Annotated in this window: 27 protein-coding genes and 2 pseudogenes; 24 read left to right on the top strand and 5 right to left on the bottom strand. The window is 38.7% G+C overall.

Going from position 1 to position 25,704, the window contains the following annotated elements; translation table 11 throughout:
• Positions 1 to 20: 20 nt before the first annotated feature.
• From LG372_RS04215 to LG372_RS04230, 4 genes are all read left to right on the top strand, one after another.
• Positions 21 to 476 carry a MarR family transcriptional regulator gene (locus LG372_RS04215; RefSeq protein ID WP_125452354.1) on the top strand — a complete coding sequence of 152 codons (456 nt, stop codon included), beginning with the start codon at positions 21 to 23 and terminating at the stop codon, positions 474 to 476.
• A gap of 56 nt (positions 477 to 532) precedes the next feature.
• Complete coding sequence (locus LG372_RS04220) at positions 533 to 1,765, top strand: acyl-CoA thioesterase/BAAT N-terminal domain-containing protein (RefSeq protein ID WP_125452355.1); 1,233 nt, start codon at positions 533 to 535, stop codon at positions 1,763 to 1,765.
• Between the two features lie 298 nt (positions 1,766 to 2,063).
• Complete coding sequence (locus LG372_RS04225; RefSeq protein ID WP_125452356.1) at positions 2,064 to 2,759, top strand: GNAT family N-acetyltransferase; 696 nt, start codon at positions 2,064 to 2,066, stop codon at positions 2,757 to 2,759.
• 11 nt (positions 2,760 to 2,770) lie between these two features.
• Positions 2,771 to 3,187, top strand: coding sequence for a GNAT family N-acetyltransferase (locus LG372_RS04230; protein ID WP_125452357.1), 417 nt, complete (start codon positions 2,771 to 2,773; stop codon positions 3,185 to 3,187).
• 837 nt (positions 3,188 to 4,024) lie between these two features.
• Here LG372_RS04230 and LG372_RS04235 read toward each other — a convergent pair.
• Positions 4,025 to 4,117, bottom strand: coding sequence for a type I toxin-antitoxin system Fst family toxin (locus LG372_RS04235; protein ID WP_049502635.1), 93 nt, complete (start codon positions 4,115 to 4,117; stop codon positions 4,025 to 4,027).
• A 115-nt stretch (positions 4,118 to 4,232) separates the two neighbouring features.
• Between LG372_RS04235 and LG372_RS04240 the strand changes: the two genes are divergently transcribed.
• Complete coding sequence (locus tag LG372_RS04240; RefSeq protein WP_064276747.1) at positions 4,233 to 4,541, top strand: DUF5966 family protein; 309 nt, start codon at positions 4,233 to 4,235, stop codon at positions 4,539 to 4,541.
• 22 nt (positions 4,542 to 4,563) lie between these two features.
• Here the strand turns inward: LG372_RS04240 and LG372_RS04245 are convergent, their stop codons facing one another.
• Positions 4,564 to 5,934, bottom strand: a complete 1,371-nt coding sequence (locus tag LG372_RS04245) for a sensor histidine kinase (RefSeq protein WP_064276746.1) — start codon at positions 5,932 to 5,934, stop codon at positions 4,564 to 4,566.
• Entirely contained in the window at positions 5,931 to 6,629 is a 699-nt protein-coding gene (locus tag LG372_RS04250) for a response regulator transcription factor (RefSeq protein WP_064276745.1), read from the bottom strand. The genes LG372_RS04245 and LG372_RS04250 overlap by 4 nt, the downstream gene beginning before the upstream one ends.
• Positions 6,630 to 6,808: 179 nt before the next feature.
• On the opposite strand from LG372_RS04250, the gene LG372_RS04255 reads away from it, so the two are divergent.
• The 7 genes and pseudogenes from LG372_RS04255 (at position 6,809) to LG372_RS04285 (ending at position 10,153) form a co-directional block, all read left to right on the top strand.
• Positions 6,809 to 6,928 carry a type A2 lanthipeptide gene (locus tag LG372_RS04255; protein WP_064276744.1) on the top strand — a complete coding sequence of 40 codons (120 nt, stop codon included), beginning with the start codon at positions 6,809 to 6,811 and terminating at the stop codon, positions 6,926 to 6,928.
• Positions 6,929 to 6,946: 18 nt separating this feature from the next.
• Positions 6,947 to 7,105: a hypothetical protein gene (locus LG372_RS04260; protein WP_225742230.1), complete on the top strand. Its 159-nt coding sequence runs from the start codon at positions 6,947 to 6,949 to the stop codon at positions 7,103 to 7,105.
• A complete protein-coding gene (locus LG372_RS04265) occupies positions 7,098 to 8,009 on the top strand; it encodes an ABC transporter ATP-binding protein (RefSeq protein ID WP_082888144.1) in 912 nt (303 codons plus the stop codon). The genes LG372_RS04260 and LG372_RS04265 overlap by 8 nt, the downstream gene beginning before the upstream one ends.
• A gap of 5 nt (positions 8,010 to 8,014) precedes the next feature.
• Entirely contained in the window at positions 8,015 to 8,764 is a 750-nt protein-coding gene (locus tag LG372_RS04270) for an ABC transporter permease (protein ID WP_064276743.1), read from the top strand.
• Positions 8,761 to 9,489, top strand: a complete 729-nt coding sequence (locus tag LG372_RS04275; RefSeq protein ID WP_064276742.1) for an ABC transporter permease — start codon at positions 8,761 to 8,763, stop codon at positions 9,487 to 9,489. Before LG372_RS04270 ends, LG372_RS04275 begins: the two co-directional genes overlap by 4 nt.
• 74 nt (positions 9,490 to 9,563) lie before the next feature.
• The gene (locus LG372_RS04280; RefSeq protein ID WP_064276741.1) at positions 9,564 to 9,848 is read left to right on the top strand and encodes a DUF5962 family protein; all 285 of its coding nucleotides are present in this window, start codon (positions 9,564 to 9,566) and stop codon (positions 9,846 to 9,848) included.
• Between the two features lie 13 nt (positions 9,849 to 9,861).
• Positions 9,862 to 10,153 (top strand): annotated as a pseudogene (locus tag LG372_RS04285) (DUF5966 family protein).
• 82 nt (positions 10,154 to 10,235) lie between these two features.
• Here LG372_RS04285 and LG372_RS04290 read toward each other — a convergent pair.
• Positions 10,236 to 11,096, bottom strand: coding sequence for a helix-turn-helix domain-containing protein (locus tag LG372_RS04290; protein WP_064276739.1), 861 nt, complete (start codon positions 11,094 to 11,096; stop codon positions 10,236 to 10,238).
• Between the two features lie 501 nt (positions 11,097 to 11,597).
• Here LG372_RS04290 and LG372_RS04295 point away from each other — a divergent pair.
• The 3 genes from LG372_RS04295 to LG372_RS04305 are packed head-to-tail and all read left to right on the top strand — an operon-like array spanning position 11,598 to position 13,995.
• On the top strand, positions 11,598 to 12,533 hold the full coding sequence (locus LG372_RS04295; protein WP_064276738.1) for an ABC transporter ATP-binding protein: 936 nt from the start codon (positions 11,598 to 11,600) through the stop codon (positions 12,531 to 12,533).
• Positions 12,517 to 13,266: an ABC transporter permease gene (locus tag LG372_RS04300; protein ID WP_225742197.1), complete on the top strand. Its 750-nt coding sequence runs from the start codon at positions 12,517 to 12,519 to the stop codon at positions 13,264 to 13,266. Before LG372_RS04295 ends, LG372_RS04300 begins: the two co-directional genes overlap by 17 nt.
• The gene (locus tag LG372_RS04305) at positions 13,267 to 13,995 is read left to right on the top strand and encodes an ABC transporter permease (RefSeq protein WP_064276736.1); all 729 of its coding nucleotides are present in this window, start codon (positions 13,267 to 13,269) and stop codon (positions 13,993 to 13,995) included.
• Between the two features lie 144 nt (positions 13,996 to 14,139).
• Here the strand turns inward: LG372_RS04305 and LG372_RS04310 are convergent, their stop codons facing one another.
• Positions 14,140 to 14,232: a type I toxin-antitoxin system Fst family toxin gene (locus tag LG372_RS04310; RefSeq protein ID WP_225742198.1), complete on the bottom strand. Its 93-nt coding sequence runs from the start codon at positions 14,230 to 14,232 to the stop codon at positions 14,140 to 14,142.
• A 122-nt stretch (positions 14,233 to 14,354) separates the two neighbouring features.
• On the opposite strand from LG372_RS04310, the gene ruvB reads away from it, so the two are divergent.
• From ruvB to LG372_RS04355, 9 genes and pseudogenes are all read left to right on the top strand, one after another.
• The gene (gene ruvB, locus LG372_RS04315) at positions 14,355 to 15,353 is read left to right on the top strand and encodes a Holliday junction branch migration DNA helicase RuvB (protein WP_318783385.1); all 999 of its coding nucleotides are present in this window, start codon (positions 14,355 to 14,357) and stop codon (positions 15,351 to 15,353) included.
• Positions 15,334 to 15,905 (top strand): annotated as a pseudogene (locus LG372_RS04320) (nucleotidyltransferase family protein). Before ruvB ends, LG372_RS04320 begins: the two are co-directional and overlap by 20 nt.
• Before the next feature lie 345 nt (positions 15,906 to 16,250).
• Positions 16,251 to 17,009: an isoprenyl transferase gene (locus tag LG372_RS04325; protein WP_042751737.1), complete on the top strand. Its 759-nt coding sequence runs from the start codon at positions 16,251 to 16,253 to the stop codon at positions 17,007 to 17,009.
• Between the two features lie 8 nt (positions 17,010 to 17,017).
• Positions 17,018 to 17,821: a phosphatidate cytidylyltransferase gene (locus LG372_RS04330; RefSeq protein ID WP_225742200.1), complete on the top strand. Its 804-nt coding sequence runs from the start codon at positions 17,018 to 17,020 to the stop codon at positions 17,819 to 17,821.
• Between the two features lie 21 nt (positions 17,822 to 17,842).
• Positions 17,843 to 19,102, top strand: coding sequence for an RIP metalloprotease RseP (rseP, locus tag LG372_RS04335; RefSeq protein ID WP_225742201.1), 1,260 nt, complete (start codon positions 17,843 to 17,845; stop codon positions 19,100 to 19,102).
• 12 nt (positions 19,103 to 19,114) lie between these two features.
• The gene (locus LG372_RS04340) at positions 19,115 to 20,968 is read left to right on the top strand and encodes a proline--tRNA ligase (RefSeq protein ID WP_049551785.1); all 1,854 of its coding nucleotides are present in this window, start codon (positions 19,115 to 19,117) and stop codon (positions 20,966 to 20,968) included.
• Between the two features lie 98 nt (positions 20,969 to 21,066).
• Complete coding sequence (gene bglA / locus LG372_RS04345; protein WP_049551784.1) at positions 21,067 to 22,446, top strand: 6-phospho-beta-glucosidase; 1,380 nt, start codon at positions 21,067 to 21,069, stop codon at positions 22,444 to 22,446.
• 192 nt (positions 22,447 to 22,638) lie between these two features.
• Complete coding sequence (gene glmS / locus LG372_RS04350; protein ID WP_225742202.1) at positions 22,639 to 24,447, top strand: glutamine--fructose-6-phosphate transaminase (isomerizing); 1,809 nt, start codon at positions 22,639 to 22,641, stop codon at positions 24,445 to 24,447.
• A 118-nt stretch (positions 24,448 to 24,565) separates the two neighbouring features.
• On the top strand, positions 24,566 to 25,615 hold the full coding sequence (locus tag LG372_RS04355; RefSeq protein ID WP_225742203.1) for an LLM class flavin-dependent oxidoreductase: 1,050 nt from the start codon (positions 24,566 to 24,568) through the stop codon (positions 25,613 to 25,615).
• The last annotated feature ends 89 nt before the right edge of the window (positions 25,616 to 25,704 follow it).

Consider the following 25,704-nt stretch of genomic DNA (forward strand, 5'->3'; position numbering starts at 1 on the left):
TAACAAAGGAAAGAGAGATTATGGATAAAAAAGAATTTATTGCATTTAATAATCGTTTCAATAGATTTATTTTAGCGTTTGACCAGTTAAAAAAAAATCAACATAAAAGTGGTGTTGACAAATCCATTACTTTGAATGAGGTACATTTGATTGTTGTGATTGGGGAAAATCAGCTCTTAAATCTAGTAAAATTATCTGAATTATTAGAAGTTTCAAGAAGTGCAATAACTCAAAGTGTTAGGAGATTGATTCAAAAAAATTTAGTTGTTTTTGATTTTGATCCGAATAATGGGAAAAATAAATATTTGAGATTATCTGAAAAGGGCATCGAAATTTTTAAAATCCATAAGGAGCAACAAGCATATATTGAAAAATCAATCTTTTCAGTTTTAAACAACTATAGCGAGGTGGAACTTAAAACAGTTGTGAAATTGATGGATGATATTGAAAAGGTGTGGGGAGAATTACCGTGGTAAAAGTCACGGTAAATTTCAAATATAATTGTTAAGCGGATTAACAAAAAGGAGAAGATATGACTGTAAACATAGAACTGATTTCACAAACAGATTTAGCGGATGAATCTTTTTATATTGCTATTAATGGTTTAGAACCAAGGGCAATGTATTGTGTAGAAATGTACCTGTCTGATTATTACTGTATAAATGCTCCCTTGCTTTTAGATCATGATGTTATATGGAAATCAACCGCAATTTTTTTATCTGATCAGGACGGTATGATTGATACCTCTCAGACAGCATCTATTTCGGGATCTTATAAAGGAGTTTCAGAAATGGGATTATTCTTTAATGCGAAACCGTTGAAGAATAGGAAAAGGAGATTACCGAGTTCTCTTGATAGAATTCCATTACGAGATTGTTTTGGTGTTGAAATTAAAATCAGGCTGGGAAAAGATGTAATCGCGGAGCAAAGTTTTGTAAGGCGTTATATGAATCTGGGAGTAAGATATCAAGATATCTATGACAAGCATTTTCAAGGTCGATTATTTTATGATGAAAAGTTAAGAAGGGCGCCAGCCGTGATTATTGTTAGCGGTAGTGAGGGAAGAATTGAAAAAGCTCAGAATATTGCCCAACTTTTATCTTCAAGAGGCTATATTTGTCTTGCAATAGCTTATTTTGGTTTAGAGGGATTACCCCAAAATTTAGAACGAATTCCAATAGAATGTCTGGAGGAGGCGAAAGATTTTCTATATCATCATCCTCAAGTTGATAATACAAAAATAGGAATATATGGTCGCTCTAAAGGAGCAGAGCTTGTTCTGGCTGGACAAAGTATTTTGGAAGATGTGCAATGTTTGGTACTCAATTCCCCCTCAAATGTAATATTTGAGGGAATAAAGGGAAAACTCAACTCTCATTCATCTTCTTGGACATATTTACAAAAGGAACTTCCTTATCAAAAATTTCAGTTAGGAAAGTATTTGTTAAACAAGTTTTTTGGAAAACATATTCCTGAAGATAGAAGGGCTCAGATTGATGTGAGTAAAATTGCCTCTCCTTTATTATTACTAGGAAGTGATGTTGACGAAATATGGAATGCATCATCCGCGATAGATGATATTATTTCACACTATAAAGGGGAATCCATTTTGTTTAAAAAATACCATGAAACAGGGCATATGTTGACGGTTGCTTATCAACCGAATCATCGTTATCGAAAAGATTGGCGCTTATTAATGAAAGAAAGTGTAGACTCTTGGTTTGCCACGATAAATTTTTTTGATACACATCTGAAAAATTTGTAGATAGTGCTGAACCGTACTATAATAGTCCCAACTAAGATAAAAATACAGTTTTAGTTGGTAGTTCAGTATACAAAAGTAAACACTAAAACAAGAGAAATTTGAACTCAAACAGTAAAAACGTAGAGAGAAGCACAAGGGGCATTAACTCCCTCGTTCCCATATTTGATTATTCCTCCATAAAGTGGATGGATGATTTTTATAAGAGGAGTTTGCATTATTGAATAGAAAACCAAGTGTTTCCTAAAATTTTCATTGAGATATGTTATACTATTTTCAATAAGTGAATAAGGAGAAGGTTATGCCAGTAAACGAATATGGTCAGATGATTGGTGAGTCAATGGAAGGTTATACGCCCGGTGCACTGCCTTCTATTGATTTCTTAGAAGGGCGTTATGCTCGAATAGAGGCTCTCTCGGTAGAAAAGCATGCGGAGGATTTGCTAGCTGTTTATGGTCCTGATACTCCTCGTGAGATGTGGACCTATCTCTTTCAGGAACCAGTAGCAGACATAGAGGAACTGGTCAGCCTTTTAAATCAGATGTTGGATCGTAAGGACCGTTTTTACTATGCAATCATAGACAAGGCAACTGGTAAGGCTTTGGGAACTTTTTCTCTCATGCGTATTGATCAGAATAACCGAGTAATAGAAGTGGGAGCTGTCACTTTTTCTCCAGAACTCAGGGGGACACGAATAGGAACAGAAGCTCAGTATCTTTTGGCTCGCTATGTCTTTGAAGAGCTTAACTATCGTCGCTATGAGTGGAAATGCGATGCTCTTAATCTGCCATCAAGACGAGCTGCGGAGCGTTTGGGATTTGTATACGAAGGAACCTTCCGTCAGGCGGTGGTTTATAAGGGGCGCACGAGGGATACGGATTGGTTGTCTATAATTGATAAGGATTGGCCCAAAGTCAAATCTCGTTTAGAAATATGGTTGCGTCCTGAAAATTTTGATAAAAATAAACGACAGTACAAGAGCTTGAGAGAACTCTAAGAGGTGATGACATGATAACTATTAGAAAGCAAGAAATCGTCAAGCTCGAGGATGTTTTGCATCTCTATCAGGCTGTCGGTTGGACAAATTATACAAATCAACTTCAGATGCTGGAGCAGGCCTTGTCTCATTCATTAGTAATTTATCTGGCACTTGATGGTGATGCTGTGGTGGGCTTGATTCGTTTGGTTGGAGATGGATTCTCATCAATACTGGTTCAGGATTTAATCGTTTTACCTATCTATCAGCGTCAAGGGATAGGCAGTGCTTTGATGAAAGAGGCTTTAGAGGATTACAAAGATGCCTATCAAGTCCAGCTGGTGACAGAACAGACAGAAAAAAACTTGGGGTTTTACCGTTCTCTGGGGTTTGAAACCTTATCTACTTATGATTGTGCAGGAATGATTTGGGTGGATCGAGAAAAATAACAAAAATTGTTTTTCTTAAGCAAAGTTTAAGGCTAGTCTAGTATTATATAACCATTAAATAAAGACCTCCTAACTTTATTTAATGAAAACCTAAAACTTTTTTCATCATAATCTCCTAATGAAGTCACCCAATCAGGTGGCTTTTTTGTGGGGTGAGGTGATGGTTATAGTGATTTTCTGCAAAATGGTAGAATCTGAGAAAAAGTTAAGCTAGTTTTAAGCTTTGTCTTGTATCATATAGTTATTAAATAAAGACCTCCTAACTTTATTTAATAAAATCCTAAACTTTTCTTTTTCATAATAATCTCCCTTAACTCCACCCAATCAGGTGGAGTTTTTTGGCTCTATTTCAGGCTTTTGGGGACTATTTTAAAAATAATTTTTCGATATTTTTCGGTATTTTTCGGTATTTTTCGGATTTTTGACGGGGAATTGGCGGGGATCTTTTTAGCGAATATGATTAAGAAATAGGTCTGTTGTAGCTTCAGCTACTTCAACCTCACTTTGAATGTAAGTGACTGCTAAATGAAGGAATGGAACTATTGTAATGACGATTTTACTTGTCCAGTAGTGGCGTATTAAATGAGGAGTGACATGTAAGATTGTCTCTTCGTTTACTAAATCAAAATTTCTATGAAATTGATAGAATCCCTAACTTTCTCTTAATCTTGACCGTTTTGTTGTAAAGCGGTTAAAGCTTGAGAAGCTGAGGATGTAAAGTTTTGACAAATTTTGTGAACTGTGGGATAATGGAGAGGAATTAAGGATTAGTTCTATATCATGGACTAGAAAAGACCCCAAGCTAACTTCCACATTAAGCTTGGGGTCTTTTTGACACTATCTATCTTTGTTTAGCCATTTATCGACTAAGCGAAGAACGACACCGACCACAATTGGTTCGATGATAGTTTTAAGGATTAGTTCCATCATGGGCTATCTCACCTCCTTTCGCAGGCGGTGTAGAAGTGCCGTATAATATTATATCATAAAATACTATACTCTCTCAGTAGGATAGAGTGCTTTTGCATTTGGAAAGGAGGAAGTTATAGCTTATTTACTCCTTATCCCAGTAATTTTTTTAGCAGTAGGAGGAATTCTCATTCTTTTATGGAGACTCTTTCTTATTGCCAGTGGACTTTTCCTGATTGGTTTTGTCAGTTTTCTTATTTTCGTGGAGGGCTATGGAATATATTTGTTCTTTACAGAGACCGAACTTTATACGGAAGATTTAGCACAGAATGGATTATTTGGTTTTACGACTTTCTTTATCATCTTTAATCTTGCTTTGCTTGTCTTGGCAGGCTGGGCAGGGTATAAGTGGAAGATAAGATTAAAAAAATGGAGAAAACTCTAATGGTTCTTCTCCATTTTTTTATCTAATTGGTAATGTTGAAAATCGGAAGTGAAATGATACTTTCAAAGAATTCATTTTGGACACTAGCAAACGAAATAGAGCCCTGATGCAAATCAACAATTTGTTTTGAAATTTTTAGCCCAATTCCAGTCGTTCTAATTTTAGAAATATCAATGTTTTTAAAAGATAATTCATTAAGTTCAGCAATTTTTTCTGGTGAAGCTCCCTGTCCATTATCTTTGATTTCGACAATTACATTTGTATCTTTTTTGAATAAGTTGATTCTTATTGTGCAACCCTTTTCGTTATGTAAAACAGAGTTGTAGATGATATTATGGATAACTCTTGTGATTAAAAACTGCTCAATCATGATAGATTGATTAACAAGTGAATAATCGTAATCAAATTCAAATTCAAAATCATTCCAGATTTCTTGATTTAAAATATGGATGAGAATGTCTTTGAAGAAGGGGATAATTTTTGTTTCAGTCTGATTTAATTGAAGATGACCGGATGAAAGGCGAGCTACTATATTTAAGTCATTTAAAATATTTTGGATGTAATAGGATTCCGTCAATATTGGGCGAATATGTTTTTTAGACTGTGTATCTAGTTCAGAATCATTTAACAAGGACGCGTTAGAAATGATGACAGAAAGAGGTGTTTTGATATCGTGTGCAATTCCTGAAATCCATTGCTCTTTAAAGACTTCATTCTCTTTGAGTAGAGTATCGGTTTGATTAATTGCAGTTGTAAGATATTCTAGTTCGGATATAGAATTAATTGGATTTTTCAAACCATCTGGGAGGTTCTGAATAGCAGTTACAAGAGGCGCAATTTTACGATTGATATGCGTCACACCATAGTAGTAAAGAAAAGCGAAATAAAGGCAGTTGAAAAGCAATACTCCAAATGCTACTAGTGGAATTAGGCGAATACTATCTATATCTAAGTAATTATAACTATAACGAGCAATTTTATCTTTTGGAAAACCAACAACAATGATGTAGTCACCTTTTATCTGACTAAAAACAGGATAATCTGAAAGATAATAGCGAGAAAACTGTAAAATGTCCCCATAGTCAAATTGCGAAGGAACTTCTGTAGGTTTATACTGTTCGTACACTTGTTTTCCAGTCTGCTTATCCAATACCATTAGCCATAACTCTTGTTCTTTTAGACTAGAGATATCTTTTTTAGGTATGTGGACGTTATTTTTTGTGATGGTAATGTGTTCAGAAATTATTTTTACAGTCTCAGTAGCAGTTTGCTTTTCCCTAATGTAGAAAACAAAACTGGCAATTAGAATAATATTGGTAATAAAGATAATGATGGAAAAAAAGATAAATTTCTTTAGTGAATACCTTAAAATTTTGGTTTGGTTCATAATCATGATAACAATTTATATCCCAGCCCTTTAGCTGTCTTTAAATATTGAGGTTTTGAAGGATTTTCTTCTATTTTTTCCCGAATTTTCCGAATATGTACAGTCAAAGAGTTTTCATAACCAAAGCTATCCACTCCCCAAATCGTATCACAGAGAGATTCGGTTGAAACGATGTAATTTTTATTATCGTAAAGTTTTTTCAAAATCTTAATTTCAATTGGTGTAATAGAAATTTCTGCTCCATTCTTTTGTACTGTTGCATTCCGAAAACTCACCAAAGTCTGTCCAATCTGTATTGCTTCCTGTTCTGATTTATAGCTTCTCCTGAGAAGAGCCATAATACGATAGATAAGATTTTTTGGAATGAAGGGTTTTACGACATAATCATCACCACCAGCATTGAAACCAGCCACCTCATCTTCAGGATTATTTTTGGCAGTCAGAAAGAGGATAGGAGTATCGCCTTTTTTCCGGATATGTTTTGCTAATGAATAGCCATCACCATCGGGGAGCATAATGTCCAAAAGGAAAAGGTCGAACTGATCTGTTTCAATCATGTCCAAACTAGATTCTATATCATAGGCTGATGTTAGATTGGAAAATCCGTAGGCAGTGAGAATATCTCTTATGGAAGAGTTTAAAATTTTATCGTCATCAATGATAAGGATGTGCTTATTCAGGAGCTGTTGTTCGAAATTCATAATCTTACCTCGCTTATCTATATTATACCATTTAAAAGAGTGAAAAAAGCAAGATACTTTAATCTTAATGTAAAATTAAGGTTAGCTTAGTTTAAAATTAATCTAGCATGTCTATAATAAAGATATAACCTAGATAGAGATACTTCTCAAATAAATTTTAATCAGTGAGGTATTGCCAAATGGCTAAACAACAAATGAATCTCGTTGAGATTGAAGTAATGAATTCTCTTCAAGAATTAACTCTTGAAGAACTTGATAACGTTCTTGGTGCTGATAGTGGAATAATTCATTTTATTTAGACAAAAACAATGGTAATAGTGAGTCACCAATTAGATATTGTAAATTATGTTGATTCTATCATTTTTGTTGATAAGAGTAGTGGAGATATTATCAAAGATACTCATGATAATTTGATTTATAGAAATCAAAATTATAGAAAATTATTTGGTTTAAAGGAGGAAGTTCATAATGATTAGTAATGTTTTACAGATAAAAAACTTACAAAAGGGATTTGAGGACACTCAGGTAGTTAACCTTAGTTCCTTATCAGTTCAACAAGGTGAGATTTATGGTTTTCTAGGTCCAAATGGAGCTGGGAAAACAACCACCATGAAGATGATTTTGTCTTTGATTACTCGTACAGCTGGGGAGATTGAAGTGTTCGGTCAATCTATAGGTACGGACAAGCAGTATCTTAATCAGATTGGCTCTATGATTGAAGAACCGTCTTATTATCCTAATTTGACAGGCTATGAAAATCTCTTAGTCTTCCAAAAAATACTTGGATTTGATAAGAAAAATATTCAGGAAACCTTGAAAATTGTGGGGTTAGATCAACCTAAAAACAAGAAAAAATTGGTTAAAGATTATTCTCTGGGTATGAAACAGCGCTTGGCTTTAGCCTTTGCCTTAGTCAAGAAACCGCGTTTGTTGATACTGGATGAGCCAACAAACGGGCTAGACCCAGCAGGGATTCATGAAATTCGGGAACTGATTATCAAGTTGGCAAAAGAACAGGGCATTACTGTCTTCATCTCTACCCATATCCTTTCTGAAGTAGAGCATATAGCTGACCGTGTGGGGATTATCAATCATGGTCAACTGGTTTACGAGGGAGAAATTCGTAAAATTCAGTCCAATAAATGGCTGGAAGTGCGTGGGGATTTTAGAGGTCGACGTGAAGCCATTAACCAAGTGTTATTTGGTTATCCGTGCAAGATGTTGGAGATACAAGAGGATAAACTCAAGCTGACTAACCTTGCCGATCAGCAGATTTCTAGTTTGTTACGAGATTTAATAGTCGAGAAAGTTCCAATTTACGAAGTGAAGCAAGAACAAGAAACCTTGGAATCTATCTTCCTCAACTTAACCAAGGAGTGAGTCTTATGTTGAATAATTTGTCTATTGAATTGCTCAAGGCAAAACGAACCAAATCCTTCCTCATTAGCATACTAGTTATGGGAGTCGGATTTGCTTGGGCAATTGCAGCCGCTACACGCTACCTAAGTAATCCAGACATGCACCAGATTAGCCTAATTTTCTATATGATAAAAGAAGTAAATGGCTTGATTCTCCCTATTGTGATTTCTCTCTTTGTATCGCGGATTGTCAAGAACGAGAAGGAGGGCAACACTTTCAAACTGCTTTTGGCAAATGGTGAAAATGTACGGCATATCTTTCTGAGTAAGCTTGGCCTGACCATGTTCATTTTGACCTTCCTCGCTTTTTTGGAGGGAGTAGTGGCCCAGTTAATTGCAATCTTATCAGGTCTAGAAATGCCTGTTAGCCTAATCCTCTGGCAAATCGTCATTTTCTTGCTAGCCTCTTTTGTCTTAACCTGTCTGTTTTTGACTTTGCAGTTTTTACTGAAGAAGCAGGCATTGATACTGGCATTAGGGATTTTCGGAGGATTTCTTGGTGTTGGATTTGGTCATGCACCAGCTTTTCTACAGCTAATTTTCCCTTTTGGTGGTATAGGATATATGTCTCTGGTGGATTACCAGCAAGTTGCTAGTCGAGTGAGTTATGTTTTGGCGACAAACCTAGGATTTAAACTCTTTACATATTTGCCAATAGCCCTAATCTATCTCTTCTTATCTCTCTATCTGGTTGAAAAGAAAGGAGGCAAGCTATGATGTCTTATCTATCAGTAGAATGGCGGAAAACCAAAAAATTTTCCATGTTGATGATTGGTATTTGCTTCTTAGCTTTTTGTAGCCTGATTGGTCTTGGGATTTACTTTGGTTCAGCTTATTCTATGGTTGCAGAAATTGAAAAAGTGCCTGTTTTATGGGGACAATTGACTTTCTATTATAGCCAGCTTTTCTTTCCGATTTTGGTTAGCCTTTATGTAGCCATGATGTTAGGAAAAGAGTTTGACAGAAAAAATATTGAATTTCTCAGAGCTAATAATGTCAGTCTTGGGAAATTATTGTTGGCAAAAGAAATAGTAATTATCTTGTTTATTGCTGTTTTACAGTTGTTATTGTTTGGTATTTTTTATGTCAGTGCTCACCTAGCTCATTTAGAAATTTCTAATTTGTTCACCTACCTCAAGTGGGATTTATTGGGGATTTTTGGAACAATTAGTATGATGGCAGTACAGTTTTTTGTGACAGCTAAAACTTGTGTTTTCAGTAAATCTGTGGGAATTGGTGCTATTGGTACTTTCGTAGGATTTATGATGATTTTTGTATCAGATAAATTATCTTTAATCTATCCCTACTCTCAAGCTATGGTGGCAATGCGGTCACGGAATTTGATAGACTTTAATTTAGTGGAAATAGTGCTGTTTATAATTGTAAATATTCTTCTGTGGGGGATTTTTCATACATTGAGTAATAAAGAATTGCATAAGTAATGCGAAGACTCTTCGGAGTCTTTTTCTTGTGATAAAAGCTCCAAGCTTTATCTGTTATTCTTGACCTAGTTTTTATAGAAAGAAGGTCTAATTATCAATTAGAAGAAGCCTTAGTACAGGGATTTCAAACACCTGAAGAATACCAAGCCTACAAGGAGCTAAAGGGATATTATGAGGAAGTGACAGGGGACTACAGTTTTTCTAAACGAGAACTCACTAGTCAACTGGAAATCGCTCTTCAGAATCATCGATATGTGGACTTTGAAGAACATGAGAAAGAGGAGTATTTGGACTTAGTTCAAAAATTAGAAGAGTTTGATTATTCTCTTGCCACCCATTATCGTCAATTGATTGACTAGAAAGGAGAAAGTCATGAAAGATTTACTCCTTATCCCAGTAATTTTTTTTAGCAGTAGGAGGAATTATCATTCTTTTATGGAGACTCTTTCTTATTGCCAGTGGACTTTTCCTTATTGGTTTTGTCAGTTTTCTTATTTTCGTAGAGGGCTATGGAATATATTTGTTCTTTACAGAGACCAAACTTTACACGGCAGATTTGGCATAAAATGGATTATTTGGTTTTACGACATTCTTTATTATCTTTAATTTAGTTTTACTTGTATTAGTAAGTTTGGCGGGATACAAATGGAAGAGGGGATATTAACAAAAGTGGAGAAAACTATATTAGTTCCTCTCCACTTTTACGTTTCTAGCTAATTGGTAATTATAACTTATTACGATTGAAGTCATCTATCCTTATCTTTCAAAAAATGATCAATCTTAGCCATCATGAGCTTGTGCTCGTATATTTTACAGATATCACGAGCTTGTAAATAATAGTCAAGAATTTCATCGTGCTTTAAAAAATCTTTTCCGGCATTTGCAACGATAGTTAAAAGAGGCGCCAGCTGATAACTGGTCTCTTTTTGTTTACAAAAGTCAATGGTTTCTAAGGCTTCTTGGACGGCTTCTAATTCCTTCCCTTTAGAGTGTAAATAATAGGCGAAATTATGTTTAACTCGAATATAACCAAATAAATACTCTTGGTGGTTTAAATCTTTTTCCTGATACAAACTGATAAGAAGTGAGTTATTTTCTTCGTATTCTGCATCACGCCCTACAGAAAAATAAAAATTAGATAAAGTATTGAGGAGTTTAAGATACACAGATGAGCTGACCGAAAGCTTTGGCAAAGCGTTTTCTAGACTGGCGATAGCTTCATCTTTGGAACTATGTAAGTAGAAAAGGATAATCGCTTGAATCCATAGAAGATAAAATTCATCCTCAGTAGACAGATACTGATACTTTTCTTTTTCTAAGTTTAAGAGGTATTCTAAATCCTCGTAATTACGATCTTCAAGTAATTTTTCTGCTAATTTCTTAAACGGTGCTATATTGGAAGTCATTTCAATCTGTTCATCGAAAAAATAATCTAAGGGAACTTGAAGCCGATTTGCAAGTTTATAGAGTAAATCAGCAGCAGGCATATAGTTACCACGTTCTATTTTGCTGATTTGGCTTTGCTCACAAATTCCTTCGGAAAGTGTTTTTTGTGAGAATCCTTTTTCTTTTCTCTTGGCTTTTAGTTTATCAGATAATATGCTCATCTTTAAACCTTCTTTAAATAAATTTACGATTAATTATATACTTTTAATCTCTATTTTTCAACTTTCTAAAACAAAAATAGTCATAAAGAAATAAAATAAAAAAAAGATGACGAAAAGAATAATTTTTGTTGACAAAGAATATTTAAAGTAGTACACTTACAAGTGTAAAGATAAGAAAAAGGTGGTTAATATGAGTATTTTAGTAAAGCTTCGTAAAATCATTTTGATATGTCCTTTTTAGGATTGTTTGGAAGCGGTTTCTTTTTTAGAGGAACCTGTAAATCAATCACAATATATCTGGGACTCGAAAATTATACAACAAGCTGCAACAACTAGTTGAGTTGATCTGTACTGGCGGATTGATTTGTTAAACTTTTTGTGGAGTAACATTTATACAATGGATCGTGTCACAGATTGAAGAGCTTAAAGGGGGCTTGTAAGTTTGATATACTCTATTATATATCTTAATGTGGGTGTATGAATGTTCGGAGGAGAATTAAAATGAGAAATCCAGTAATACAGACATTTAATTTATCAAAATCCTATGATGGGAAAATTGTCTTAGATAGGATAGATTTTACATTAAGACAGGGAGAAATCTATGGCTTACTAGGAAGAAATGGTGCTGGAAAGACAACATTTATCAAGGCTATTTTAGGCTTGACAGCGATGGATAGTGGTGAAGTGAATATTCTATCTGAAAAACTGTTGGGGGAATTTTCTAAAGACTTGCTATCTCAAATCGGTGTGGTATTGGATAGTGCTTCTTTTTATCCTAATTTAACGGGACCTGAAAATCTCTCTATTTTTGCAAGATTGAGAGGAATTTCTCTAAAACAGGTAGAGCAAGCTTTACAAGTAGTAGGATTAGATGGGGAAAATAAAAAACAATTCAAGCAGTATTCTCTGGGGATGAAGCAAAGGTTAGCAATTGCTAACGCTATTATGCACCAGCCGAAAATTCTGATATTAGATGAACCAACAAATGGTTTGGATCCTATTGGTATCCTTGAAATGCGCCGTTATCTAAAGGAACTCAGTACCAATCATGGCATTTCGATTTTAATATCCAGCCACATTATTTCAGAACTTGAAAAGCTTGTAGATAGAGTTGGGATACTGCATGATTCCCACCTTATGGCTGAAAAGACTATGAAGGAATTAATAGATGGTGCAGATAAAAGGAAAATCCACCTAATTGTTTCGGATGCTCCTCAAGCTAAGGAAGTGCTTTGCAGGATAAATCTGCAAGAACAGATTAGTATTCTTTCGGATATAGAACTTGAACTTCAGGGAGAATCACCTACTTTTGACATTGCAGTCGTATCTAACTCCTTAAAAGACAACGGAATAGTTTTAAAAGAATATTCTTATAAAAACAATGAAAGTTTAGAGGATTACTTTAAGCGAGTAACAGGAGGTGAGGGAATTGCTTGATTTAGTGAAGATTGAATTTCTCAAACAAAGGCATCAAAAACTGAATTTTATCGTATATGGTGTTGTTTCCCTCTACCTAGCTCTCATCTGTTATTATGTAAATGATGCGAGAGGCTTGTTTGACTTCTTTCCCTTTGTCTATAAATTTTCTTTGTCTTATTTAAACTTTTTGATTCTCCCTTTGTATTGTGTTTCCTATACAATACAGGCATTTGGTGTAGAATATCGCTATCGCATCATGAACAACTTGAAACTCGCTTCAGCAAATCTAATGAAGACATTCTGGGCTAAGATTTTGTATATAGAAATCAACGCTCTGTGTATCATGTTATTCACCTATATTTCGGTTTCCTTATTCGCACTACTATCCCGCTTTTCTTCGACAGTCAGTTTGTCTTTATTATTAAGATTTTTCTATCTTTGTATGAGTAGTGGTATCTTAATTCCCATGGGAGTATTTCCTTTAGTTGCTTTGGTCATGATAAAAGTCAGAGGCAAGGAGATAGTTGGGAATTTGGTCGGTGTCATGTATGTTTTAGTGTCATTTTTTTTAGCAAGGACGAGTCCAAATATCAGTCCAGTAACAAGTGCTAACAGTTTAATCTGGGAAGGAAATAGAGAAGGAGTGGTGCTTCAACAGCCAGCTATCTTATCGATTGTTATACTAGGTTTATCTTTACTTGTTTTGTCTTTCTTGTCCATTAAATCTTGGTTAAGAAAGGTGGATGAATAAATGTTGATGCTAGAATTGACTAAACTAAGAAGGCGAAAGATACTGTATATGATTCCCTTTGTAGCCATCCTGCTCTTTTTGTTAGAGTTTATGATTGGTCATCAGATTTATCAAGGGCATTCGTACGGTAGTGTGAATGGCTGGTATGTAGAAAATGGTTTCTTCTTTTTGAACTACTATTTTCTCCTCCCTTTTGCGAGTATGATTTTAGTGGATTTGATAAGAATAGAACAAGTGTCTAAAACGATTTCAAATCTCAGACTGATTCCTGTCGATTTGAAACAATTACTCCAAGCGAAGTTTATGCTTGCTTTGTTGATTAATCTACTAGTCAGTGAATTCACTTTTTTGGCTATGCTGGTCCTAGAGTTAATGGATGGTGATTTTGCTTTCTCTAGTCTTGCAATGTTATCTTGGGGACTTGTTTATGGAGCAATTGCTTTTGCTTATACACTGTCTGCTGGTATTATTGTCCTCTTCTTAGGAAAATATCGGAAGGAACTTATCCTTGCCCTACCACTTGCCTTTTTATTGTCATTTGCAGGTTTGTTTGCTTTAACAACGGTTGTTGGGCGGTATTATCTGGCAAATTTACTACTAATCATTATGGAGGAATTCACGGTTTTAACAGTTTCTGTATATGCAATTTGGTTGGTTACCTTGGTGGCATGTCTCCTTTATTTGTTGGCAGATAAACGCATGATGAACATTATTTTTGCTTATAAATGACAAGCTGAGTAGATGAGGATATAAACCTTTGACAAAATTTGTGAACTATGGGATAATAAAAAGGAATTGAGTACTAGTTCTGTATCATAGGCTAGAAAAGACCCCAAGCTCACGTCCAAATAAGCTTGAGGTCTTTTTTTGACACTATTTGTCCTTGTTTAGCCATTTATCGACTAATCGAAGAACAACACCGACCACAATTGGTCCGATGATAATTTTAAGGATTAGTTCCATCATGGGCTATCTTATTTCCTATCGCAGGCGATGAAGCAGTGATGTAGAATAAAGTGCTAAATTCGGGGATTATCTAATCAGGTGGCTTTTTTGTTTGTGGCTTGGATTTTTGCTATAATAGAGCCATGAGTAGAATTTTAGACAATGAGATAATGGGGGATGAGGAGTTAGTAGAACGCACGCTCCGTCCTCAGTATTTACGTGAATATATTGGACAGGATAAGGTCAAGGATCAGCTTCAAATCTTTATTGAAGCCGCTAAAATGCGGGATGAAGCGCTGGATCATGTCCTCCTTTTCGGGCCTCCAGGTTTGGGGAAGACGACCATGGCCTTTGTTATTGCCAATGAACTGGGAGTTAATCTCAAGCAGATGTCGGGTCCTGTTATCGAAAAAGCTGGTGATCTGGTAGCGATTTTGAATGACTTAGAGCCTGGGGATGTCCTCTTTATTGACGAGATTCATCGCTTGCCCATGTCGGTGGAAGAGGTGCTTTATAGTGCCATGGAGGACTTCTACATTGACATCATGATTGGTGCTGGTGAAGGCAGTCGCAGTGTTCATTTGGAGTTGCCACCTTTTACCTTGATTGGAGCGACGACTCGAGCTGGTATGCTCTCAAATCCGCTACGGGCACGTTTTGGGATTACAGGTCATATGGAGTATTATGCCCATGCTGACTTGACAGAAATTGTTGAGCGGACAGCAGATATTTTTGAGATGGAAATCACTCATGAGGCAGCATCTGAGTTGGCCTTGCGTAGTCGTGGAACCCCTCGTATTGCCAATCGTCTGCTCAAGCGCGTGCGCGATTTTGCCCAGATTATGGGGGACGGGGTTATCGATGATCTTATTACCGATAAGGCTTTGACCATGCTGGATGTTGACCATGAAGGTTTGGACTATGTGGACCAAAAGATTCTTCGTACCATGATTGAGATGTACGGTGGTGGCCCTGTCGGGTTAGGCACTCTTTCTGTTAATATTGCCGAGGAGCGCGAGACGGTAGAGGACATGTATGAACCTTACTTGATTCAAAAAGGTTTTATCATGCGAACTCGTTCAGGACGAGTTGCGACCGCTAAGGCTTACGAGCATTTGGGGTATGAGTATAATGAAAAATAAACAAGAAATCTTAGATAGTGTTAGAGAAAATCCTGACATGATGGCTATTCTGACTGTCATCCGTGACTTGGAGTTGAAAGATTCCTGGTTAGCAGCTGGTTCGGTTCGAAATTTTATCTGGAATCTCTTGTCAGACAGACCAGCTTTTGACCGTGAAACGGATGTGGATGTGATTTTCTTTGATCCAGATTTTTCTTATGAGGAAACCTTGTCCCTAGAGAAAAAGCTGAGAGAGGACTTTCCTCAGTACCAATGGGAGTTGAAAAATCAAGTCTATATGCACCAGCACAGCCCTCATACTGCTCCCTATAGCAGCTCTTGTGATGCTATGAGTAAGTATCCAGAACGGTGTACGGCAGTTGGACTGCGCTTGAATGAAGAATCCGCTTTGGAGCTCTTTACTCCATACGGTTTGGAGGATATTTTGAATTTTCAAGTTCGTCCAACTCCTCATTTTTTAGAGAATCAAGACCGAATGGAACTTTATCGAACACGTCTATCCAAGAAAAATTGGCAGGAGAAATGGAAAATTTGATTTTTAAAAATACTTAAGGAAACTTTAAGCTAGGAAGTGTATACTAAGTCCATAAGTTAAGAAGACCTTAACTTAAACTCCTAAAACTTTTTCATAATAATCTCCCTATAAAAAAATAAAGTCGCCCAATCAGGCGGCTTATTTTTTTGGAAATGGGCTTTGTGCCTGAGAATAATACTCAATGAAAATCAAAGTGCAAACTAGGAAGCTAGCCGCAGGTTGCTCAAAACACTGTTTTGAGGTTGCAGATAGAGCTGACGTGGTTTGAAGAGATTTTCGAAGAGTATAAATAGCTTAGTGATAGAAGAAAATGGGGAAATATGGTATAATGAAACGATAGATTTTTGAATAGGAATAAGATCATGTTTGGATTTTTTAAGAAAGATAAGGCTGTGGAAGTAGAGGTTCCGACACAGGTTCCTGCTCATATCGGCATCATCATGGATGGCAATGGCCGCTGGGCTAAAAAACGTATGCAACCGCGAGTCTTCGGACATAAGGCGGGCATGGAAGCGTTGCAAACTGTGACCAAGGCAGCCAACAAACTAGGCGTTAAGGTGATTACGGTCTATGCTTTTTCTACGGAAAATTGGACCCGTCCAGATCAGGAAGTCAAGTTTATCATGAACTTGCCAGTAGAGTTTTATGACAATTATGTCCCGGAATTGCATGCCAATAATGTTAAGATTCAAATGATTGGGGAAACGGACCGCCTACCTAAGCAAACCTTTGAAGCTCTGACTAAGGCTGAGGAATTGACTAAGAACAACACCGGTTTGATTCTTAATTTTGCCCTCAACTATGGTGGACGTGCTGAGATTACACAAGCTCTTAAATTGATTTCCCAGGATGTGTTAGATGCCAAAATCAACCCAGGCGACATCACAGAGGAATTGATTGGTAATTATCTTTTTACCCAGCATTTACCTAAGGACTTACGAGATCCAGACTTGATTATCCGTACTAGTGGAGAATTGCGTTTGAGCAATTTCCTTCCATGGCAGGGAGCCTACAGTGAGCTCTATTTTACGGATACCTTGTGGCCTGATTTTGACGAGGTGGCCTTGCAGGAAGCTATTCTTGCCTACAATCGTCGACAACGCCGATTTGGAGGAGTTTAGGAGGAAATATGACACAGGATTTACAGAAAAGAACCTTGTTTGCAGGGCTTGCTCTGGCTATTTTCCTACCAATTTTAATGATTGGGGGCCTCTTGCTTCAGATAGCAATTGGAATCATAGCCATGCTAGCCATGCATGAACTTTTGAAGATGAGAGGTCTAGAGACCATGACCATGGAGGGCCTCTTGACCCTCTTTGCAACCTTTGCCTTGACCATTCCTTTGGAGAATTACCTGACTTTTTTGCCAGTTGATGGGAATGTTGTTGCTTATAGTGTGTTGATTTCAATCATGTTAGGAACGACTGTTTTTAGCAAGTCTTATACGATTGAGGACGCTGTTTTTCCTCTTGCTATGAGTTTCTATGTAGGCTTTGGATTTAATGCTTTACTAGATGCTCGCGTTGCAGGTTTAGATAAGGCTCTATTGGCCTTGTGCATCGTCTGGGCGACAGACAGTGGTGCCTATCTTGTTGGGATGAACTTTGGGAAACGGAAACTGGCTCCAACGGTTTCTCCAAATAAAACCTTTGAGGGGGCCTTGGGTGGTATTTTAGGTGCGATTTTAGTAACCATCATCTTTATGATGTTTGACAGAACAGTTGCTCTTCCGTATGGAATTTACAAGATGTCAGTCTTTGCTATTTTCTTTAGCATTGCTGGACAATTTGGTGATTTACTAGAAAGTTCGATTAAGCGTCACTTTGGTGTCAAGGATTCTGGGAAATTTATTCCTGGACATGGTGGTGTTTTGGATCGTTTCGATAGTATGCTGCTCGTATTTCCAATCATGCACTTATTTGGACTCTTTTAATCAAAAGACGGAGGAAATACTATGCTCGGAATTTTGACCTTTATTCTGGTTTTCGGGATTATTGTGGTGGTGCACGAGTTTGGACACTTCTACTTTGCCAAGAAATCAGGGATTCTAGTGCGTGAATTTGCCATTGGTATGGGACCCAAGATCTTTGCTCACACTGGCAAGGATGGAACGGCCTATACCATTCGAATCTTGCCTCTGGGTGGCTATGTTCGCATGGCCGGTTGGGGTGATGATACAACTGAAATCAAGACAGGAACTCCTGTCAGTTTGACTCTTGCTGATGATGGTAAGGTTAAACGCATCAATCTTTCAGGTAAAAAATTGGATCAAACAGCTCTTCCTATGCAGGTGACCCAGTTTGACTTTGAAGACAAGCTCTTTATCAAGGGCTTGGTTCTGGAAGAAGAAAAAACATTTGCAGTGGATCACGATGCAACGGTTGTGGAAGCAGATGGTACTGAGGTTCGGATTGCACCTTTAGATGTCCAATATCAAAATGCGACTATCTGGGGGAAACTGATTACCAACTTTGCAGGCCCTATGAACAACTTTATCTTAGGTGTCGTTGTTTTCTGGATTTTAATCTTTATGCAGGGTGGTGTCAGAGATGTCGATACCAACCAGTTCCATATTATGCCCCAAGGGGCCTTGGCTAAGGTAGGAGTACCAGAAACAGCTCAGATTACCAAGATCGGCTCACATGAGATTAGCAACTGGGAAAGTTTGATTCAGGCTGTGGAATCAGAAACCAAAGATAAGACGGCCCCGACCTTGGATGTGACTATTTCTGAAAAGGGTAGTGACAAACAAGTAACTGTTACCCCAGAAGAAAATCAAGGTAGATATATTCTAGGTGTTCAACCAGGAATTAAGTCAGATTTTCTATCCATGTTTGTAGGTGGTTTTACAACTGCTGCTGACTCGGCCCTCCGAATTCTATCAGCTCTGAAAAATCTGATTTTCCAACCGGATTTGAACAAGCTAGGTGGACCTGTTGCCATCTTTAAGGCAAGTAGTGATGCTGCTAAAAATGGAATTGAGAATGTCTTGTACTTCTTGGCAGTGATTTCCATCAATATCGGGATTTTTAATCTTATTCCGATTCCAGCCCTGGATGGTGGTAAGATTGTGCTCAATATCCTAGAAGCTATCCGCCGCAAACCATTGAAACAAGAAATTGAAACCTATGTCACCTTGGCCGGAGTGGTCATCATGGTTGTCTTGATGATTGCTGTGACTTGGAATGACATTATGCGACTCTTTTTTAGATAATCGAGGAATATTATGAAACAAAGTAAAATGCCTATCCCAACGCTTCGCGAAATGCCAAGCGATGCTCAAGTTATCAGTCACGCTCTGATGTTGCGTGCTGGTTATGTTCGCCAAGTATCTGCAGGTGTTTATTCTTACCTACCACTTGCCAACCGTGTGATTGAAAAAGCTAAAAATATCATGCGCCAAGAATTCGACAAGATTGGTGCCGTTGAGATGTTGGCTCCTGCCCTTCTCAGTGCAGAATTGTGGCGCGAATCAGGTCGTTACGAAACCTATGGTGAAGACCTCTACAAGCTAAAAAACCGTGAAAAATCAGACTTTATCCTAGGTCCAACTCACGAAGAAACCTTTACAGCTATTGTTCGTGATTCTGTTAAGTCTTACAAGCAATTGCCACTCAACCTTTACCAAATCCAACCTAAGTATCGTGATGAAAAACGCCCACGTAATGGCCTTCTTCGTACACGTGAGTTCATCATGAAAGATGCTTACAGCTTTCACGCTAACTATGATAGTTTGGACAGTGTTTATGATGAGTACAAGGCTGCTTATGAGCGTATTTTCACTCGTAGTGGTTTAGACTTCAAGGCTATCATTGGTGACGGTGGAGCCATGGGTGGTAAGGATAGCCAAGAATTTATGGCCATTACACCTGCTCGTACAGACCTTGACCGCTGGGTTGTCTTGGACAAGTCAGTTGCCTCATTTGATGAAATTCCTGCAGAAGTGCAAGAAGAAATCAAGGCAGAATTGCTTAAATGGATGGTTTCTGGTGAAGATACCATTGCTTACTCAAGTGAGTCTAGCTATGCGGCTAACTTGGAAATGGCAACAAACGAGTACAAACCAAGCAACCGTGTCGTCGCTGAAGAAGAAGTGACTCGTGTTGCAACGCCAGATGTTAAATCAATCGATGAAGTTGCAGCCTTCCTCAGCATTCCAGAAGAACAAACAATTAAAACCCTCTTCTACATGGCAGATGGTGAACTTGTTGCAGCCCTTCTAGTTGGAAATGACCAACTCAACGAAGTCAAGTTGAAAAACCACTTGGGAGCAGATTTCTTTGACGTTGCTAGTGAAGAAGAAGTGGCGAATCTTGTTCAAGCAGGATTTGGTTCACTTGGCCCAGTTGGTTTGCCAGAGAATGTTAAAATCATTGCAGACCGTAAGGTGCAAGATGTTCGCAATGCAGTGGTCGGTGCTAATGAAGATGGCTACCACTTGACTGGTGTGAACCCAGGCCGTGATTTTACTGCAGAATATGTGGATATCCGTGAAGTTCGTGAGGGTGAAATTTCCCCAGACGGGCAAGGTGTCCTTAACTTTGCGCGTGGTATCGAAATTGGTCACATCTTCAAACTCGGTACTCGTTACTCAGCAAGCATGGGAGCAGATGTTTTGGATGAAAATGGCCGTGCTGTGCCAATTATCATGGGATGTTACGGTATCGGTGTCAGCCGTCTCCTTTCAGCAGTGATGGAGCAACACGCTCGCCTCTTTGTTAATAAAACGCCAAAAGGTGAATACCGTTACGCTTGGGGAATCAATTTCCCTAAAGAATTGGCGCCATTTGATGTTCACTTGATCACTGTCAATGTCAAGGACGAAGAAGCGCAAGCTTTGACAGAAAAGCTTGAAGCAAGCTTGATGGGAGCTGGTTACGAAGTCTTGACGGATGACCGCAACGAACGTGTGGGAGTTAAATTTAGCGACAGTGACTTGATTGGATTGCCAATCCGTATCACTGTTGGTAAAAAAGCAGCCGATGGCATCGTAGAAGTGAAGATTAAAGCGACTGGTGACACCATCGAAGTTCATGCAGATAACTTGCTCGAAACGCTTGAAATTCTCAGCAAGAAATAAAAACTATAATCAGAAGAAAAACAAGGAAAAAATGTAACTAGTTTTTACCTTGTTTTTTCTGTATAATGGGAAAAATGACTAGATAAAGAGGTAAATGTATGCTAAGATTTCCAAAGGATTTTGTCTGGGGATCCTCTACTTCTGGACCACAGACAGAAGGATGTGTAGCTGGTGACGGCAAGGGAGATAATCTCTGGGATTATTGGTACCAAGTGGAGCCAAATCGTTACTATAATGGGATTGGTCCAGATAAAACATCAACCTTTTATGAAAACTGGGAAAAGGATATTGAGCTACTGTTAGAAACTGGTCACACGGCCTTTCGGACTTCTATTCAGTGGTCACGGATTTTTCCACAAGGGCGTGGGAAAGTCAATCCTCAAGGTGTGGACTTTTACCGTAAGGTTTTTGAGTCTATTAAGGCCAAAGGGATTCGTCTTTTAGTCAATCTTTATCATTTTGATTTGCCTTTTGCCCTTCAAGAGGATGGTGATGGTTGGGAAAATAAGGCGACTGTCTCAGCCTATGAAGACTATGCTCGTTTTTGTTTTGAGACTTATGGAGATTTAGTGGATCAATGGATTACCTTTAACGAGCCCATCGTTCCAGTAGAATTTGGATATTTTTACGATGCCCATTATCCACATAAGGTGGATGCAGAGGCAGCCGTTAAAGTAGCTTATCATACACAATTGGCTAGCAGTCGGGCGGTTAAGGCTTGTCACGAACTCTTGCCTGATTCCAAGATTGGGATTGTCCTCAACTTGACACCGGCTTATCCACGTAGCCAGCATCCTGCTGATGTCAAGGCAGCTCGCATTGCGGACCTTTTTCAAGCCCAATCTTTCTTAGATCCGTCTGTTTTGGGGACTTATCCACAGGAGTTGGTAGAAATCTTGCATGAACAAGGTCTCTTGCCTGATGCTACAGAGGAGGAGTTGAAGCTCATTCGTGACAATACTGTGGACTTCCTTGGTGTCAACTACTATCAACCTTTGCGTGTTATGGCGCCTCGATTTGCTAAGCATCCAGAGAGTCCACTCTTACCAGAACATTTTTACGAGCCTTATGTGATGCCTGGACGGAAAATCAATCCTCATCGTGGCTGGGAGATTTATGAGCAAGGGATTTATGACATTGCCCAAAATATCAAGGAAAATTATGGTAATATCGAGTGGATGTTGACAGAGAATGGTATGGGTGTTGAAGGAGAAGAAAAATTCCGTGAGAATGGAATGATTCAAGATGATTATCGTATTGACTTTGTAAAAGGTCATCTTCGTGAACTTCACCGTGCCATTGAAGATGGAGCCAATTGTAAGGGTTACTTGATTTGGACATTTATCGATTGTTGGTCATGGCTCAATAGTTATAAAAATCGCTATGGTTTGGTCGAATTAGACTTGGAAACGCAAGAACGTCGTCTGAAAAAATCAGGGCACTGGTTCAAGGAATTAAGCGACAATAATGGATTTTAAAAAGGACTCTGACTGATTATCCTAATTGGTCAGAGTTTTTTTGCTTACAAAAATTTGATTTGAACTATACCAATTTTTACTCTTGACAAGTGAAAGAAACAAGTATATACTGTTTTTGCTGATTCCGTAACAGAGGAATTAGACTATACCAATTTTAAGGAGAAAGCACAGCTTGCCTGTGTCGTATATACTATGTGTGGAATTGTTGGTGTTGTTGGAAACACAAATGCAACTGATATTTTGATTCAAGGGCTTGAAAAGCTCGAATACCGTGGCTATGATTCTGCGGGGATTTTTGTCCTAGGTGGTGCTGAAAACCATCTAGTCAAGGCGGTTGGTCGTATTGCAGAATTGTCTGCCAAGACAGCTGGTGTTGAGGGAACAACTGGTATCGGACATACTCGTTGGGCAACTCACGGGAAACCAACTGAAGACAATGCTCACCCACACCGCTCTGAGACTGAACGTTTTGTCTTGGTGCACAACGGGGTGATTGAGAACTACCTTGAAATCAAGGAAGAATACCTTGCAGGTCACCACTTCAAGGGGCAAACAGATACGGAAATTGCCGTTCACTTGATTGGAAAATTTGCGGAAGAAGATGGCTTATCAGTTCTTGAAGCCTTCAAAAAAGCTCTTCACATCATCCGTGGTTCTTATGCCTTTGCCTTGATTGACTCTGAAAATCCAGATGTCATTTATGTAGCGAAGAATAAATCACCACTCTTGATTGGTCTTGGGGAAGGCTACAACATGGTCTGCTCAGATGCCATGGCTATGATTCGTGAGACCAACCAATACATGGAAATCCATGACCAAGAGCTGGTAATCGTCAAGGCGGATAGCGTGGAAGTTCAAGACTATGAAGGTAATAGTCGTGAGCGTGCTAGCTACACTGCTGAGCTAGACTTATCTGATATCGGTAAGGGAACTTATCCTTACTACATGCTCAAGGAAATTGATGAGCAACCAACTGTTATGCGTAAACTCATCCAAGCCTACACAGATGAGGCTGGTCAAGTTGTCGTAGACCCAGCTATTATCAAGGCTGTTCAAGACGCAGACCGTATCTACATCCTTGCAGCTGGAACATCTTACCATGCAGGATTTGCTTCTAAGAAGATGTTGGAAGAATTGACTGATACACCAGTGGAACTTGGAATCTCATCTGAGTGGGGCTACGGTATGCCACTTCTCAGCAAGAAACCACTTTTCATCTTTATCAGCCAGTCTGGTGAAACAGCGGATAGCCGTCAAGTTTTGGTTAAGGCTAATGAAATGGGAATCCCAAGCTTGACAGTGACAAACGTCCCAGGTTCAACTCTTTCACGTGAAGCTAACCATACCATGCTCCTTCATGCAGGTCCTGAAATTGCCGTGGCATCAACTAAAGCATATACAGCACAAATCGCAGCCCTTGCCTTCCTTGCAAAAGCAGTCGGAGAAGCAAATGGCAATGCCAAAGCGCAATCCTTTGATTTGGTTCATGAGTTGTCAATCGTAGCTCAGTCTATCGAATCAACTCTTTCAGAGAAAGAAACTATTGAAGCTAAGGTTCGTGAGCTTCTTGAAACAACTCGCAACGCCTTTTACATCGGGCGTGGTCAAGATTACTATGTAGCTATGGAAGCAAGTCTCAAACTCAAAGAGATTTCTTACATTCAGTGTGAAGGCTTTGCAGCAGGAGAACTTAAGCACGGAACCATTGCCTTGATTGAAGAAGGAACACCTGTCTTGGCTCTCTTGTCAGATCCAGTCCTTGCCAACCACACTCGTGGAAATATCCAAGAGGTCGCAGCTCGTGGTGCCAAGGTTCTCACTATCGCAGAAGAAAATGTTGCCAAAGATACAGACGATATCGTCCTTACGACCGTACACCCTTACCTCTCACCAATTTCAATGGTTGTGCCAACGCAATTGGTCGCTTACTTTGCAACTCTACACCGTGGCCTTGATGTGGATAAACCACGTAACCTTGCTAAGTCAGTAACGGTAGAATAAGCTAAAAAAGTCTAGTTATCTAGGCTTTTTCTTGTGAGCAAATCGGTTGCTTGTACTCAAGTTTCGTGTTAGAATAATTTTTCAAATTGCAGGAAAGAAATAGACGGGGAGAATCACAATGGTAGAATTGGGAATTTCAGCATTTGGGGAAACAACGGTGCTTGAAGGGACTGGGCAGACTTACAGTCATGCTGAACGAATTCGCCAGTTGGTGGCGGAGATTGAGCTGGCTGACAAGCTTGGTTTGGATGTATATGGGATTGGTGAGCACCATCGAGTGGATTTTGCGGTATCAGCTCCAGAGATTGTACTAGCAGCTGGGGCAGTTAATACCAAGAAAATCCGTTTGACCAGTGCAGTCAGCATTCTCTCGAGCATGGATTCGATTCGCTTGTTCCAACAGTATGCCACTATCGATGCTTTGTCAAATGGACGTGCGGAGATTATTGCCGGAAGGGGTTCTTTCACGGAATCTTTTCCCTTGTTTGGCTATGACTTGAAAGACTACGAAGCCCTTTTTGATGAGAAATTAGATTTGCTCCAGTTAGTCAATGAGAAGACCAAGTTAGACTGGCAAGGGCGATTGACTCAAACAATCTCTGGCAAAGAAGTCTATCCTCGTCCAGTTCAGGACAAATTACCCTTGTGGATAGCGACAGGTGGTCATGTCGAATCAACAGTGAAGATTGCTCAGGCTGGTCTACCGATTGTCTATGCAATTATTGGTGGCAATCCGCGTTATTTTAAAAAGTTGATTCAGGCTTATCGTGAGATTGGGAGCGAAGCGGGCCATGCTAGTCATGAACTAAAGGTTGGGGCTCATTCTTGGGGTTGGATTGCTGAAGATGGCGAGCAGGCTGTAAAAGATTATTTCCATCCGACCAAGCAAGTGGTGGATGCTATTTCCAAAGACCGTCCGCACTGGCAGGAATTGCGTTATGAGCAATATTTGGAGCAAGTTGGACCAAATGGTGCCATGTTTGTGGGCAATCCAGATCAAGTGTCCGAAAAATTAATTCGCATGATTGAGGATTTAGGATTGGACCGCTTCATGCTCCATCTACCGCTTGGTTCTATGCCTCATGAACAAGTCCTGAGAGCTATTGAACTTTTCGGAACGCAAGTGGCTCCAAAAGTACGGGCTTATTTTGCCATGAAAGAGGCTTAATAAAAAATCCTAATCAAGTTTATTATGACGACAAATATTGTGCAAAAATCAATCCCCCGAGCGTTAAGGCTTGGGGGATAGTTCTATAG

The organism is Streptococcus sp. Marseille-Q5112 (assembly GCF_916700555.1).
In the GTDB taxonomy this organism is placed as follows: Bacteria; Bacillota; Bacilli; order Lactobacillales; family Streptococcaceae; genus Streptococcus; species Streptococcus symci.